Source organism: Actinoplanes siamensis (genome assembly GCF_016862395.1).
Lineage (GTDB): Bacteria > Actinomycetota > Actinomycetes > Mycobacteriales > Micromonosporaceae > Actinoplanes > Actinoplanes siamensis.
This window is the reverse complement of the sequence record NZ_BOMW01000043.1, coordinates 36272-50806: the sequence shown is the minus strand read 5'-3', so window position 1 is coordinate 50806 and position 14535 is coordinate 36272. Positions and strand designations below refer to the sequence as shown.

Genomic DNA, 14535 nt, shown 5'->3' with positions numbered 1-14535 from the left:
GGTGGTTGGGTGAGCAGGGCAGTCCTGGAGTTACGTCGTTCGCTCGATCGAGCGATGCTGACGGGGAAATCCCCTTGCCAGGGCGTGGCCAAGGGCTGCACCACCCCCGGGGACCCGCGGGTTGCCCGTTGCACCGGCCGCCTGACGGCGGCCGGTGCCGGTAGGTGGCGCGTCAGGCGATCTTGCGGCGGTAGGCCGCCATCGCGAAGCCGTACGCGACCACCAGGATCGCGGCGCACCAGCCCAGCGCGACCCAGACGTCGCCGCCCACGGGCTGCTGGTCCAGCAGCGCGCGGATCGAGTTGACGATCGCGGTCACCGGCTGGTTCTCCGCGAACGCCCGCACCGGCCCCGGCATGGTGCCGGTCGGGACGAACGCGGAGCTGATGAACGGCAGGAAGATGATCGGGTACGCGAACGCCGACGCCCCGTCGATCGAGGAGGCCTTCAGCCCGGCGATCACCGCGATCCAGGTCAGCGCCAGCGTGAACAGCGCCAGGATGCCGATCACCGCGAGCCACGGCAGCACGCCCGCCGACGAGCGGAAGCCGATGAGCAGCCCGACCCCGATGATGACGACCACCGAGATCGCGTTGGAGACCAGCGAGGTCAGCGCGTGCCCCCAGAGCACCGCGGAGCGGGCGATCGGCATCGAGTGGAACCGCTCGAAGATGCCGCTCCGCATGTCGTTGAAGAGCCGGAACGAGGTGTACGAGATGCCGCTGGCGATGGCGATCAGCAGCACGCCGGGCATCAGGTAGTTGACGTAGTTGTCGGTGTTCGCCTGGATCGCGCCGCCGAACACGTAGCGGAACAGCAGCAGGAAGGCGATCGGCATGATCGTGACCGTGATGATGGTGTCCAGGCTGCGGGTGATGTGCCGCATGGAGCGCCCGAGCAGCACCCCGGTGTCGCTGATGGCGCGCGTGCTCATCGCTGGCCCTTCTGGTCGCTGCCGATGATGGACAGGAAGATCTCTTCCAGGGTGGGTTGACGCTCGACGTACTCGACCTTGGCCGGGGGGAGCAGTTCCCGCAGCTCGGCGAGGGTGCCCTCGACGATGATGGTGCCCTCGTGCAGGATCGCGATCCGGCTGGCGAGCTTCTCCGCCTCGTCCAGGTACTGCGTGGTGAGCAGCACCGTGGTGCCGCTGTCGGCGAGCTTCTGGATCTCGGCCCACACCTCGAGGCGGGCCTCCGGGTCGAGTCCGGTGGTGGGCTCGTCGAGGAAGATGATCGGCGGGTCGCCGATCAGGCTCATCGCGATGTCCAGGCGGCGGCGCATGCCCCCGGAGTACGTGCCCACCGGGCGACCGCCGGCCTCCGCCAGCCCGAAGCGGGCCAGCAGGTCGTCGGCGACCCGGCGCGGGTCGGCCACCCGGCGCAGCTTGGCGATCATGACCAGGTTCTCCCGGCCGGTGAGGATTTCGTCGACCGCGGCGAACTGGCCGGTCAGGCTGATCGACTCGCGCACCTTCCCGGCCTGGGAGGTGACGTCGAACCCGTTGACGGTGACCGTGCCCTCGTCCGGCTTGAGCAGGGTGGCGAGGATCCGCACGGTGGTGGTCTTGCCCGCGCCGTTGGAGCCGAGCAGGGCGAAGATGCCGCCCTCGGCCACCTCGAAGTCGACGCCCTTGAGCACCTGGAGTTTCGGATAGGACTTGCGCAGTCCCTGAACCCGGATCGCGGTCATGTCAGGCCTTCCCGACGGAGGAGCGGTGGATGGTGATGTCGCCGAACGCGGTGCGGCCCCGCACCTCGACGCTCTGCTCGGTGGCTGCCGGCTCGCCGCCCTGTTCCAGCAGGTTGCGCACGTGGCCGTAGCCGGTGGTCACCTCGAGCCAGGCGGCGGTGCCGGCGGCGATGCCGATGTCCAGGTCCCCGGTGGCGGTGCCGAGGGTGACCGAGCCGTGGACCAACTCGCCGAGGCGGATGCCGCCGTTGGAGGTCTTCACGTCGGCGCCGGCGCCGAGCCGTTCGATCTCGATGTCGCCGTTGGCGTTGCGCACCCGCACCTCGCCGGTGGCCGCGTCGACGGTGGTGTCGCCGTTGGAGTTGCGCACCTGCACCGCGCCGTCGACGTCGCCGACCTGCACCTTGCCGGTGCCGGTGGAGATGTCCGCGTCGCCCCGGACGCTGTCGGCGGTGATGTTCCCGGCTCCGGTGTGCAGGCGCAGCGGGCCGGTCTGTTCGAGCTGGACGTTGCCGGTGGTCTTGACCTTGCACTCGCCGAGCCGGCCGGTGGTCCGGACCTCGCCGGCCACCAGGTGCAGGTCGAGCCGGGAGTCGGTGGGCAGCTCGATCGTCACGTCGGCGGACCGGCTCTTTTTGGAGAAGTCGAGGAGCCGCTTGGGGCCGGTGATGTCGAGCCGGCCGTTGGCGTACTCGACGCGGAGGTCGGCGGCGGCCCGTACGTCGGACTCGTCGGACTCGTTCGTCGGGCGGACGTCGACGACGGTGTCGGTCCGGTCGCTCGCGGCGATCCGCACGTTGCCGACGCCGAACTCGATGTTGACGAAGATCGATGCGGGTGTGTCGAATTTCGGCATGGTGGTCCCCGGGTAGTGGGTGGGTGAGACGTCCCCGCAAGACAGGGACGGTGTGGGAAGAAGGGGGTTGCGGTCAGCGAACCCAGCCGGTGAAGCGCTGCGCGTTGCGTTTGGCGCCGCGCGGCTCGGCGGCCGGCTCGTGGCTGGGCTGCTGCAGGCCGGCCGTCGCGGCGCGGACCAGCCAGGCGTTGACCGAGCGCCCCTCCTTGGCGGCGGCCTCCTCGATCGCGGCCTTGAGCTGCTCCGGCATGCGCACGTTGATCCGGGCGGCCGGGCCGTCCTCGGCGAAGGCCGGGGCAGGCTCCGGATCCGGCGCCGGCGCGGCGGTGGCCGGCGCGGGGTCGGCGGGTGGCGGGGTGACGACGAACTCCGGGTCGCGGCCGCGCAGGCGCAGCTCCACCGAGCCGGGCGCCAGGTCGCGGGTGATCTCGCCGGCCGCGGCCGACAGCGCGTCCAGCAGCGTCATCCGGATCGCCGACTCGAGCGATCCGGTCAGGCGCTCGACCAGCGCACGCGACTGCTCGCCCCCGGCCTCGGCGAGTGTGGCGAACTCACGGCCGAGGTTGCTCACATACGAGGTCAAGTCCATGGCACCACTATGGCACGCGCGTGGCACACGCGCAAGCATTGATGGCACTAACTGGTGCCAGTTTGGCTCAGAACACGTAGTCGATGAAGGCGAACCGGCGCGAATCCGGCGACCAGCTGTTGACGTTGATCGTGCCCTGACCACCGGAGAGTGCGACCACGGTGCGTCCGGCGCGCCAGTCGTCGCCCTCCACCAGCCGCAACTCCACGGGCAGATCCGCCGGGTGCCCCCGGGTCCCCGGCGGGTAGCTCAGGTAGACCGCGCGGCTGCCGTCCGGCGCGAGGTGCGGGAACCAGTTCACCCGCTCGTCGAAGGTGAGCTGCTCCAGCCCGGTGCCGTCCGGGCGGATCCGGGCGATCTGCGCGTTGGCGCCGAACCGCTCGGTGTTGAAGTAGATCCACTTGCCGTCCGGCGAGTACTCCGGACCGTCGTCCGGGCCGCCCTCCGGGGTGAGCCGGGTGGACCGGCCGCCGCCGGCCCCGATCGTCCACAGGGTGCCGGCGTCCCACCGCTGCCGCTCGATACCGACGTACGCCAGAGTGGCACCGTCCGGGCTGACCCCGTGCAGGAAGTGCATCCGATCCTCGTGGGTCACCCGGCGACCGGCGCCCCCGGCCAGCGGCGCCTGGTAGAGGTGACCGTCGTCGGCGGACAGGAACACCACGTCGCCGAAGAGCACGTGGTCGTTGTTGAGCGGCGGCACGCCGTCGAGCGGGATCCGCCGCGGCGGCGCCGACCCGTCGGCGGGCAGCCGCCACAGCAGCCCGTCCCCGTTGAGGATCAGATCACCGGCCACGGACCAGTTCGGCGCCTCGTAGAGGACCGCCGAACTGGTGTGCACGACCGCCGTGGTGCCGGCGCTGACGTCGTACGTCCGAATCCGGCATTTCTGATTCTCGGCGAGACCGCGCATCAGCCGAGCATAGGTGGACCGACACCGCCACGGCCGACCGGTTCAGCCGGGTGGAGGGCCGTTCCTCGTCGGTGCTCGCTACCCGATCTCCGCGATCTTCGCCCGGGCGAACCGCACCGCCTCGGTGGCACGGTCCAGATCGCGGACGACCCCGTCCGGATCACCGTCCAGGGCGGCCCGCCGGGCCTTGATCCGGTCCTCGATGTCGGCCACCTGTTCCCGCATCGCGGTGTCCAGCGTGGCCCGCATCGTCCCGACGCCTTCCGCGACAGTGCGCCGCACCGCGGCGCCCCAGGCCGGCGCCTCCGCGCGCAGCCGGGCCGCGGTCGTCTCGCCGACCTTGCGCCGGACCGCGCGTTCGCCCCAGCCGGGGACGAACGCGCCGAGCACAGCGGCCACGGCCACCCCCGGCAGCATCGTGAACAGCGACAGGAACTGCGCCACGATGCCGATCGCGATCATCCTGGCCGCCGCCTGGGCCGCGATCTCGTGGATGGCGGTGGACGCGGCGGGTGCCGGATGTTCGAGGGCGACCGGATCCAGATCGTGCAGGTGCCAGCGCAGCGAGCCACCGCCGGTCGCCTCCGCGTCCTTCCCGTCCAGCGTCCGCAGCAGTTGGTCGGCGAAGGCCGAGGCACTCGCCAGGTCAGGATCGACGGCCCGGCGCAGTTCGGCCAGGTGCCGCTCCACTATCGCCCCCAGCCGCTCACGCTGCCAGCTCGCGACCTCCCGCTGCAGGCGGCCGCTGAGCTCGTCGGCGGCCGCCTGGGCCGCCGCCTTCGCCCGGGCGGTCACCTGGAACCGCTCGATCAGCGACACGGCCTGCGGGTCGTCCATCGCGGCGATCCACTCGGCGCAGCTGTCCGCGGTGGCCCGCAGGAAGTCCGCGGCGCAGTCCTGCACCTCCGCTTCGAGACGGGCCACGATCGGCGCCATGGTGTGCCGCACGCTCTTCCTCTGCTTGCGCAGAACCGGCAACTGCTCCTCAACCGCCGTGCAGCGGCTCCGGACCTTGTCGGCGTCCTGCTCGCGCAGGTCGCGCAACTGGGCGATCTCGGCGGTGAGGCCGTCGGCGACCCGCTCGGCGGCCAGCACTGCCCGGCTCAGCTTGACGCCGGCCTTGCGGTCGACCAGGAACGACCGGAGCGCCGCCTCGAACGCGGGCACCCCGGACGCGGCCAGGGCCAGCCGGTCGCCTGCCTCGTGCGCCTTCACCGCGCCGATGCCGTTGACGAAGAAGACCCGCTCGGCAGGGGCGATCTCGGCGACGGTTCCGGTCAGGTACGCCTTGGCGGCGTCCGGGCCACCTGGCTCGTCCTCGAGGGCGTCCGCCCAGGTGCCCACCACGAGCAGAGCGCTGTGTCCGATCGGCTGCAGGACGTCGTACACGAAATTCTGGTCGTCGGCGCCCATGAAGCCGTTGCTGGTCGAGACGTAGACGACCGCGTCGGCGGCGGCCACGTAGCGGACCACCGCGTCGAGCCGCGCCTGGCTGTTGCGGTACGCGTCGCCCAGTCCAGGGGTGTCGGCCAGTTCGACGCCGTCGGCGAGCAGATCCGACCGATGCGGGATGACCACCATGTCGTACGGACTCGGCGCATCATCCTTGCCGTCGATCACCAGGTGGCTCTCCAACTCGGCGAGCGGGACCGGGATCGGCTCACGGCCGCGGTCCCGGAAGTGCAGCCGCGCCGCGTCGTCCGCGCCGGAGCGGACCACCGTGATCATCGCGGTGGTCGGCCGCATCCGGGCGGGCAGCGCCCGGCCGCCCAGCAGCGCGTTGATCAGCGTGCTCTTGCCCGCGTCGAAATGGCCGACGAACGCCACCCGCAGCACGTTGCGCCGGAACTGCTCGATCAGCCTCGCCAGCTGATCCGCGAGGCCGGTGTTGCCCAACCGCGCGGCGGCGTCCTGGAGGGCTTCCAGCGCCGCGCCGGCCCGCTCGCCGTCCCGATGCAGCCGACCCAGCCCGTTCTCCAGCTTGACGGTCATCGTGCCTCCCGGATCGCGCGGTGGATGTCGAGGGAAACGGTGCGGGCCCGCTCGGCCAGCGACCGCGCCCGGACCTCGGCCGCGGTCGGCTGGCCGGCCCGGTCGCCGGGCTCCTGCCAGCCGCCGCGGGCCTTGTCGAACTCGTCGGCCAGACCGTCGTAGACGACACGGGCGGCCTCGGCCAGGTCGTTCTCGCGCACCAGCAGGCCGGTGGCGGCCCGAGTGGCCCGGTCCGCGGCCTCAGTGCGCCGCGATCGGTCCCAGCGCTCGAGCCAGGCGGCGACGTGTCCCTCCACCGTCCGGCCGACCTGCGTTGGTACGTCGGTGCTGCCGTCGACCGCGGTGAACGCGACACGCTTGAGGCCTCGGCTCGCGTCGCCGCCGAGTTTGTCCTTGATCAGCCCGATGGCCAGCCGGGTGCCGAACCTGCTCAGCATGCCGGCCAGCGGCGTCACCTTGTCGGTGATCCACAGGGCCTCCCGGTACGCCGGGACCGGCCGGGACGCCACCGGCGTGCGCGGGACGAGCCCGGGGCGGCCCGCGGCGCCCATCGCCTCGAACAGGGCGGTCAGTCGCTCGTCGAACCAGGCGACGTCGGCCGCGACCGTACGCGCGAAGCTCTCCTGGACCTCGTCGACCATGCGGATCGCCTCGGCCGGGAACCGGTCGAGGACCGCGTCGACACCGTCCGGGCCGGCGGCACGGATCCGAGCCGTGGTCACCGCGGCGAGCCGCTCGGCGGCCTCGGTCATGCTCGCGTTCGCGATGCCGACCGCCGTCTCCTGCCGCTTGCGCAGCTCACGCCGCACCTGCGCGGCGTCGAGCGAGCGGGCCGCGAGCCGGCCGGCGGTGCCCAGGTGCTCGTCGGGCGCCTGCTGCCGGGCCCGCTCGACCGCGCGGGTCGCGGCCTCGGCCACCGCGTCGGCGCAGTCGGCCAACTGGGCCAGGCGCTGGGCCGAGCGGGCCGGCCGCGGGCCGGGCAGCAATCGCCGCCACCAGTCCTCGAAGTCGTCGCCGGGCCACTCGCCGACCGCGATCCGCTCGTCCATCGTCCCGGCCGCGTCGCGGACATAGGTCATCAGCGGGTCCCGGTCCACGGGCTCGACCCGGTCGAGGTCGGCGACCACGACGGCGATCACCGGCACGTGCGCGACCGCGACGACGGACCCGGCGAGGAAGTCCCGATCGGTGCCGTCGATCGACGCCGTCGCCGGGACGACGTGGATCACCACGTCGCTGTGGCGGGCCAGCCGCTCCGCGGTCGTCCGGGCGGTGCCGCCGACCAGATCCAGCGCGGGGGCCGCGCTCCACCGGGTGCCGGCCGGCACGACCGGGACCGTCCCGGCGTCCTCGGCGCCCAGTCGGGCGAGCATCCGGCGCGGCCCGCTGCCCCGTCCGGTGACCAGAACGGCGAGGTCGTCATCGCGCGGGTCGGTCGCGGTCGTCTCGTCGAGCCGGCCGAGCACCTCCCCGGCGTCCAATGCGGTGGCGGCCGCCCGCAGGAACGCCACCCAGTCGTCGAGGTTGTCCATGCTCTCCCGTACGGCCCGCCGCGCGGCATCGATGAAGATCGACTTCTTTCCACCCGATCGGACGACTCGTTCCGGGTGAGAGGCGTCGACGCCGGCGCCGATCGGCCCGAGGGAGCTCAGCGGGATTGCGGTTCACCGGTTTCATCAGCAGGATCGATACGCTCGTGCGCGGCTGCGAAGCCGGCTGGACAGCACACCGAACTGCGCCACCTCCCGGCCGAGGAGCAACGCGTGAGAACCCACCTGGTCGAGTACTTCCTCACCGACGACGCGGCCCTGATCTTCCGGATCACCGAGGACGCCGCGCAACCGGATCTGACGACGGTCCCGGTGCGGCAGGACGAGCTGATCACGCGGGTGCTCACCCTGCTGAAGAGCCTCGACGAGACGGCGGCCGGCGACGGCGACGCTCTGGCCCGCGTGCGCGCCGCACTCGACGACCCTCTGCTGGCGAGCCTGGTCGCACCGGTCCTCGCCGGGACCCGGCCGGACGACCGCGTCCACATCGTGCCCCACGGCGCCCTGCACCGGGTACCGCTGCACGCGGTCCGGGCCGGCGGCACCTGCCTGGGCGAGCGGAACCCGGTGGCATACAGTCCCAGCGCCTCGGTGCTGCGGTACTGTCGCGCGAACCGCCGGGCTCCCCGAGCCACGGTCCTCGCGGTGACCGACCCGCTCGGCACCCGGGCGCTGACGTTCGGGACCGCGCAGACCGCCGCGGCGGCCGACGAACTGCAGTACAGCGAGCTGCGTGGCGCACGGGCGAGCCGGGACGACGTCATCGCCCGGCTGAGGCCGCCCGCCGAGCCGCCGTCGGTCCTGCACGTGGGCGCGCACGGCGTCTTCGACGAGCGGGAGCCGATGCGCTCGGGCGTCGAGCTCACCGGGGGCCGGCTGACCGCCGACGACATCCTGGGCCTACGCCTGACCGGCACTCTGGTGGTGCTCGCCGCCTGCCGGACGGGTGTCTCCGAGGCCCGGCCCGGCGACGAGCTGCTCGGCCTGATCCGCGCACTGATCTACGCCGGGGCGCCCGGCGTGCTGGTCAGCCTCTGGCCGGTGGACGAGCTGGCCACCGCGCTGCTGCTGGAACGGTTCTACCGCGCGCTCGGTGACGGCGCGGCCGCCGGCGACGCGTTGACCCGGGGCCAGCGGTGGCTGCGCGACCGTACCGCCGAAGAGGCAGCCGAGGCCGCGGCCCGGATCCGCGCCTCGACGCCGGCCGGCCACCCGGCCGCGGTCCGTCAGGCGATCATCGAGGCGCGCATGCATCAGCTCGCCGGCGACCACGCCGCGGCCCTGCTGGCGGCCACCGGCGCGGCCGAGCTCGCAACGGCGGACGAGGATCGCCTGCAGGCGCGCCGGCTCGCCGCGCGGAGCCGGTTGCTGGCCGGGACCCCGGCTACCGGCGCCGGGCGCAAGGTCTACGAGCACCCGTTCTTCTGGGCACCCTTCGTCCTGGTGGGAGACTGGCGATGAGTGACATGTCGCGGCCGTGGGACCGACCCGCGGCGGAACTGGCGGGCACCTCGGAGTCGGTCACCGTGGTGGCCGACCCCGACGGCCGTCCGCGATGGGTCGTGGGACCGGACGGGCCGGCCGGCGCGCTGCCGGTGGCGGCCGACCGGCCGGTCTCCGACATCCTGCGCTCCGACACCGTCCTGCCGTTGCTGGCCGACGGCCTGCCCGGGGTCGTGGTGGTGGACGACGAGGGCCGGGCCGTGGGAGTGATCCCGGTCGAGGTGCTGCGCGACCTGCTGGTGGCCGCGAACGAGTCGGACCCCGCGTTCTCCGGCGTCCTGGACGGCACGGTCGACGTCACGCTGGTCGGCGGCGCCCGCCCGGCGGACGCGATCCGGGTCCGGTGCGGTGTCTGCCAGACAGTGAACGAGCTCGGCGAATTCCCCGAACCCGGGCAACCCTGTGCCGGCGGCGGGCACCCGTTGCGGCCCGAGTGGCAGTGACGTGGGCGCCCTCTTCGGTACGGTCGGTGGCCTGCTCGACAGGCGTCAGCTCACCGCTGTGTGGCTGCCGCTGCTCGCGTTCCTGGGCGGCATCGCCGGGATCGTGGTCGCCGGTGCCGGCCCGGACGCGGCGAACGCGTGGTGGGACGGCCTGGACTCCGAGGTGCGGGCTGTCGCCGTGGTCGCTCTCGTGGTGCTCACCGTGCTGCTCGGGCAGCTCCTCAACGGGCAGCGCACCGCGCTGCTGCGGCTGTTCGCCGGGCACTGGCCGGACACCACCGGACCGCGCTGGTTCAGGGACCAGTTGACCGCCCGGCACCGGGCCGCGCACGCGCGGCGCACCGCTGCCGATCCCGAGCTGTTCCTCTGCTATCCCCGCCGCGCCGATCGGGTGCTGCCGACCCGGCTCGGCAACATCATCCGGGCCGGTGAGGAGCACGCGGACCGGTACGGCATCGACGGTGTCGCGGCCTGGCCCCGGCTGTACGTGGCTCTGCCGCGCCCGTTCGTCGAGACGTTCGCCGTCACCGCCGCGGCCGTCGAGGGCGCCGCGGTGATCAGCTCCCTCGGGGCGGTGTTCTCGCTCGCCGGGGGCGGGCTCGCGACGGCGTTGCTCGGGCCGGTCCCGGCGGCGGCGACGGTGCTGGCCGGCGCGGCGGTCGCGGCCGGAGGGTACCGGGCCGCGGCTCGGGCGGCGGTGCCGTACGCGCAGCTCATCCGCACCGCGTTCGACGTGCACCGGTTCGCGCTGCTGGAGGCCATGCGGCTGGAGCTGCCCACCGGCTTCGCGCAGGAACGCGAGCAGTGGCGCCAACTCGGCAAGATCTGGTACGGCGGCTGGCCGGACAGCGACCAGGCCGCCGCGGTGCGCTACCCGCAGCCGGCCGGTCCGCTCGTCGTCTCGTTCGCCGATCCGGTTCCCGCGCCCGCCTCCCCGGCTCCTTCCCCGCCCGCGCCCACCCCGGCGGCCGCCGCTCCCACGCCGCCGGCCGGCCCGGTCCGGCCCTTCCCGGTCCGGGGTCTGCTGCTCGTCGCCGTCCTGGTCGCCGCCGGCGGCGCCGCCCTGACCGCGGGCCTGTCCGGCAACGGCGACGAGGCGCGCGCCGCCCGTGATCTGCCGGCCTTCCACGTGCTCACCACCGGCGACCTGTACGGCGCCGGCACGCGGGACCTGGTCGGGCGCTATACCCGTGCCGCTGTCGACGAGGACGCGCCGCTGGACGCCAGCGACCTGGGACCGGCGCTCGACGGCGGCCTCGCCGGGCGCACCGTGACCACGCTGCCGGTCGCCGGTCTCACCACACGCCTCGGAGCGGGCCGGACCGTGGACCTGATCGTTACCGCTGGCACCGCGGAACGCTTCGCCGGGGCCATCGTGCTCGACCAGCGGGTCTCCCCGCCCGTACTGGTGCTGGCGGTGCCCAGCGCCGACGCCGAGCGGCTGCTGACCGCTGCCGCTACCCGCACCGTCCAGGTGGTGCTCGTCCCATGACCGCGGACTTCGGACACCTCGACCGGATTCCGGCACCCGTCCTGGAGCGGATGCTGCGGCGGGAGTTCGACCGGCGGCTGCGGGCGGGCGACACGGACGGCGCTGTGGAATTCGGCGCCAACCTCACCGCCCACCTGACCCGCACCCGGTCGGCGCGCGCCGCCTACGCCGTCAACGAGCAGGTGCGTGACCTGCTCCCGCGGAGTTCCTTCGGACCTTGGACCGCGCTGGCGGTCGAGGCGCAGCGCCTGCGCATCGTGCAGTCGCTCGGCCGCAACGACGAGGTGCTGGCCGCGCTCTCCGCGCTGCGGGGCGCGCCCGCGGCGAAGGGGCGGGAGTTGTGGCCGGAATCCGAGGTCCGCGAGCAACTTGCCGCGATCGGGGCGAGCGCCGCGCAGGCCACCCGCAACTGGATGGTCGCGCTGGCCTACCTGGACGAGGAACGGGAACTGCTCGGTGCCCGCTCGGCGCCGGCCACCGCGACCGCCGCCGTCGACGTCACCCGTGCGATCGCCCTGCGCGAGATGGGCGAGCTCGACGCCGCCGACACCGTCCTGCTGGCAGCTCAGGAGACCGCTCAGCGCTCCGGCGATCCGTCCCTGCTGGCCATGGTGCTCGGCAGCCGCGGGAAGATCGCCCGGGAACGCGGGGACCGCCGGGCGGCACTGCGGCTCCAGCACCAGACGCTGCGCCTGGCCTACCAGCGTCCCCAACCGCACCTGGTCGCCACCGCGCACCGCCACCTGGCCGACTACCTGCCCGGCGACCACGCCGAGGAGAAACTCGCGCACGCGCTGGCCGCGTCCCTGGTGCACCGCTTCTCCGGCGACGAGGGCGAGCTGCGCGACACGCTGAGCGAACTGATGGCGCTCGCACCCGCGCCGCAGCTGCTCGACCGCGTCAGCCTGGACTGGTTGCGCGACACCCTGCGTCACTCGACCGGCAGCTCCTTCGCCGCGCTCGGACCCGCCCTGGGACTGACCACCGGGATCGCCCGGACCATCCTGGCCGAGCTGGTGGGCATGCTGCGCGATCGGGACGCGCCGACCGTGCCGGCCATGGTCCGCCGATGGGAACCCGCGATCGCCGCGATCGCCGCCGCGGCGGGCGGTGATCGTGCCGCGCGGGAGGCGCTCGACACGTACCTCCGGATCCGGGCTGTCACCCCGGAATGGAGTGCCCTGGTGACAGTGCTGCGGGCGATCCGGGACGGAGCCCGTGACCTTGGCGCCCTCACCGCCGGGCTGGACGAGACGGACACCGCGATCGTCCGCCATGCGCTGGGCGTGCTGGACGGGTCCGTGCGCCCGGTGTCGGCAGTCGCCGACCTGGCCGTCGAGACAGCGCAGGCGCGCCACCGCTACCGATCGGTGGTCGAGGTTCTGGCCCGCCACCTCCATGTGCCGCAGCCCGGCGCCGACGTGTGGCTGGAGCACGCCGCGCGAGTCCCGGGCGGCGCGGTGCTCACCGCCACGATCCGCGCCATGGCGGCGCGGCCGGCCGAGGCGCATGCCGTGCTGGCCCGGGTCACCCCGGAGCTCACCGCCGACCAGCTGGCGTTGCTGACCGACGTCGCCGACGAGGCCGCGCGCGGCGGTACGACCGGCCAGCCGCCGGGTGAGATCCCGGACCGGTCCGACCTGGACACCGTGCGGTACGGCGGCGCGGACCAGGACGCCGCGCTCCTCCGGATCCGTGACCTGGTGCGCCGCAACCTGCGGTCCGGTCACCGCGAAGCGGGCCTCCGCGACCTGAAGACCCTGATCCTGCTGTTGCTGTCCCGGCTGGACGCCGCCCGTGCCCTGCCCGTGGTCGAGGAGCTCATCGCCGTGGAGCCGGGCGCGCCGGTGGACCCGCTCCTCGCGTCCGGGATCGTCCAGACCGCTCTGGAACAGGCCGGCCGGATTCAGCCCGAAGGCATCCGGCAGGTCGTCGGGGACGCCATACCCCGCCGGACACCCGGCTATCTCGGGGTGAGCGCTGGTCCGGAAGCGGTGCGGCAGGCCGGCCGGTGGGCCGCCGCGGCAGACGCGGTGGCCGGGCCCGACCCGGCGGACCGGGCGTTCGCCGCCGCCGCGAACATTCTGGTCGACCTGGAATCCGGGCAGGCCGCGCGGGCCGTGGAACGGGCCGGGTCGCTGCTGGCGGAAACCGGCGCGGACTTCGCGGTACACCTGCTCGCCATGGCCTACCTGCGAGCCGGCCGACCCCGGGAGGCCCTGCCGTTGCACGACCGGATCGTCGAGACCGCCCCGGACGCGCCCGGCCTGCAAGCCGCTCGCCAGAGGGTCTCGGCCCTCGGCGGGCGCGCCGAGGTGCTCAGCTCACTCGGCCGTGACCACCGGGCGCTGGCCGACCTGCGCGAGGCGCAGCGCGTCGGCGCACCGTGGCGCGACGATCCCCGGATGGCGCTCGATCTCGGGCCGCTCGACTCGGCACTGGGCCACCTGCTGGTACGACTCGGTGACGTGCCCGCGGCGGTGGAGGCACATCACTCGGCCTGGTCCCTGGCCCGGCGGGCCGGCCATCGCAACGGACAGGGACACCAACTGCACGCGCTCGGCACGCTCTTCGGCCAGGTCGCCCTGGACGAGCTGAGGATCCACTCGGAGGAGGCGGCGTCCCGACTGGCCAGCGTCCTGCTGGACATCGACCCGGCGGTCGGGCAGGCCGCCGCCGAGGGGCCGTGGGCCGTCGCGCGGACGCTGCTGCGCCTCGCCGCACGCACCTATCGGGAGGCGCACAACGAGCGGGGGTGGGCGGGGGCACTCAACGACCTCAGCAACCTGATCCCCCGGGACCGGCCGCAGGAGGCGCTGGCGATGCTGGCCGAGGTCCGGGACGCCAAGGAGCGCGGGGACGATCACCTCGGGCTGGCTGTCACCCTCGCCAACATCGGCGGGTGGAACCGGCGGCGCGGCCAGGACGCGGAGGCTGAGCAGGCATACCGGCGCAGCCTCGACATCTCGATGTCCGGGGGGTACTTCGAGTCCGCGGAGAAGAGCGCTGTCGCCCTCGCCGGGCTGCTGCGGTCCCGGGGCGACCTGGCGGGCGCGGAGGATTGGTACCGCACCGCGGTGGGTCTGATCGAGAACGGACGACAGGAACGGCCGTACGACGACAGGTCCCGGATCGCCTACGCCGCCGGGAAGCAGTCCGCGTACACCGGACTCGTCGAATGCCTGCGTGACCGGGACGCGCCGGGCGAGGCCTACACGGTCGTGCAGCAGGCGAAGTCACGCGCCCTGGCGGACCTGCTGCGCACCGCCGACCTGCACCCTCGGCGGGCGGCCGCCGGCCGGTTCGCGGACCTGCTCGAGGAGGAACGAGCCGCGCTGGAGGTCCTGCGCGCGAACCAGCCCGGCCCGCGAACCGTGGCGGCTGCCGAACGCCTGGCGGACCTCTACCCGGAGATGGCCGGATTCGACCCACAGTATGTGGCCCTGCGCCGAGGCGACACCATGACCGTCGAGGAGGCTCGCTCCCTGCTCGATCCGTGAGGCGC

The 14535-nt window shown here is 73.6% G+C and carries 11 protein-coding genes; 4 read left to right on the top strand and 7 right to left on the bottom strand.

Translation table 11 applies throughout. The features are described 5' to 3' along the window. Window positions 1-172: 172 nt before the first annotated feature. The 7 genes from Asi03nite_RS22235 to Asi03nite_RS22205 all read right to left on the bottom strand — a co-directional run bounded on the left by Asi03nite_RS22235 (window position 173) and on the right by Asi03nite_RS22205 (window position 7574). The gene (locus Asi03nite_RS22235) at window positions 173-934 is read right to left on the bottom strand and encodes an ABC transporter permease (protein WP_203682358.1); all 762 of its coding nucleotides are present in this window, start codon (window positions 932-934) and stop codon (window positions 173-175) included. After that, window positions 931-1692, bottom strand: coding sequence for an ABC transporter ATP-binding protein (locus Asi03nite_RS22230; protein WP_203682357.1), 762 nt, complete (start codon window positions 1690-1692; stop codon window positions 931-933). The genes Asi03nite_RS22235 and Asi03nite_RS22230 overlap by 4 nt, the downstream gene beginning before the upstream one ends. A 1-nt stretch (window position 1693) precedes the next feature. Next, entirely contained in the window at window positions 1694-2548 is an 855-nt protein-coding gene (locus tag Asi03nite_RS22225) for a DUF4097 family beta strand repeat-containing protein (RefSeq protein ID WP_203682356.1), read from the bottom strand. Window positions 2549-2621: 73 nt separating this feature from the next. Further along, complete coding sequence (locus Asi03nite_RS22220; RefSeq protein WP_203682355.1) at window positions 2622-3137, bottom strand: toxin-antitoxin system HicB family antitoxin; 516 nt, start codon at window positions 3135-3137, stop codon at window positions 2622-2624. Between the two features lie 67 nt (window positions 3138-3204). Further along, a complete protein-coding gene (locus Asi03nite_RS22215; protein WP_203682354.1) occupies window positions 3205-4050 on the bottom strand; it encodes a TolB family protein in 846 nt (281 codons plus the stop codon). A 78-nt stretch (window positions 4051-4128) separates the two neighbouring features. Further along, complete coding sequence (locus tag Asi03nite_RS22210) at window positions 4129-6042, bottom strand: dynamin family protein (RefSeq protein WP_203682353.1); 1914 nt, start codon at window positions 6040-6042, stop codon at window positions 4129-4131. Next, complete coding sequence (locus Asi03nite_RS22205; protein ID WP_203682352.1) at window positions 6039-7574, bottom strand: hypothetical protein; 1536 nt, start codon at window positions 7572-7574, stop codon at window positions 6039-6041. Before Asi03nite_RS22205 ends, Asi03nite_RS22210 begins: the two co-directional genes overlap by 4 nt. Before the next feature lie 231 nt (window positions 7575-7805). Between Asi03nite_RS22205 and Asi03nite_RS22200 the strand changes: the two genes are divergently transcribed. From Asi03nite_RS22200 to Asi03nite_RS22185, 4 genes are read left to right on the top strand one after another with little or no spacing between them, the layout of a single operon-like run. Further along, entirely contained in the window at window positions 7806-9053 is a 1248-nt protein-coding gene (locus Asi03nite_RS22200; RefSeq protein WP_203682351.1) for a CHAT domain-containing protein, read from the top strand. Then, window positions 9050-9538, top strand: a complete 489-nt coding sequence (locus Asi03nite_RS22195; RefSeq protein WP_203682350.1) for a CBS domain-containing protein — start codon at window positions 9050-9052, stop codon at window positions 9536-9538. Before Asi03nite_RS22200 ends, Asi03nite_RS22195 begins: the two co-directional genes overlap by 4 nt. Before the next feature lies 1 nt (window position 9539). Continuing rightward, a complete protein-coding gene (locus Asi03nite_RS22190) occupies window positions 9540-11030 on the top strand; it encodes a CpaB family protein (RefSeq protein WP_203682349.1) in 1491 nt (496 codons plus the stop codon). After that, the gene (locus tag Asi03nite_RS22185; protein ID WP_203682348.1) at window positions 11027-14530 is read left to right on the top strand and encodes a tetratricopeptide repeat protein; all 3504 of its coding nucleotides are present in this window, start codon (window positions 11027-11029) and stop codon (window positions 14528-14530) included. The genes Asi03nite_RS22190 and Asi03nite_RS22185 overlap by 4 nt, the downstream gene beginning before the upstream one ends. The last annotated feature ends 5 nt before the right edge of the window (window positions 14531-14535 follow it).

Bases quoted from the DNA above. Each gene is read 5' to 3' on its own strand.
- Asi03nite_RS22195 (WP_203682350.1), top strand. From the start codon at position 9,050: ATGAGTGACATGTCGCGGCCGTGGGACCGACCCGCGGCGGAACTGGCG.
- Asi03nite_RS22185 (WP_203682348.1), top strand. From the start codon at position 11,027: ATGACCGCGGACTTCGGACACCTCGACCGGATTCCGGCACCCGTCCTG.
- Asi03nite_RS22220 (WP_203682355.1), bottom strand. From the start codon at position 3,137: ATGGACTTGACCTCGTATGTGAGCAACCTCGGCCGTGAGTTCGCCACA.
- Asi03nite_RS22215 (WP_203682354.1), bottom strand. From the start codon at position 4,050: ATGCGCGGTCTCGCCGAGAATCAGAAATGCCGGATTCGGACGTACGAC.
- Asi03nite_RS22230 (WP_203682357.1), bottom strand. From the start codon at position 1,692: ATGACCGCGATCCGGGTTCAGGGACTGCGCAAGTCCTATCCGAAACTC.
- Asi03nite_RS22235 (WP_203682358.1), bottom strand. From the start codon at position 934: ATGAGCACGCGCGCCATCAGCGACACCGGGGTGCTGCTCGGGCGCTCC.
- Asi03nite_RS22205 (WP_203682352.1), bottom strand. From the start codon at position 7,574: ATGGACAACCTCGACGACTGGGTGGCGTTCCTGCGGGCGGCCGCCACC.
- Asi03nite_RS22210 (WP_203682353.1), bottom strand. From the start codon at position 6,042: ATGACCGTCAAGCTGGAGAACGGGCTGGGTCGGCTGCATCGGGACGGC.
- Asi03nite_RS22225 (WP_203682356.1), bottom strand. From the start codon at position 2,548: ATGCCGAAATTCGACACACCCGCATCGATCTTCGTCAACATCGAGTTC.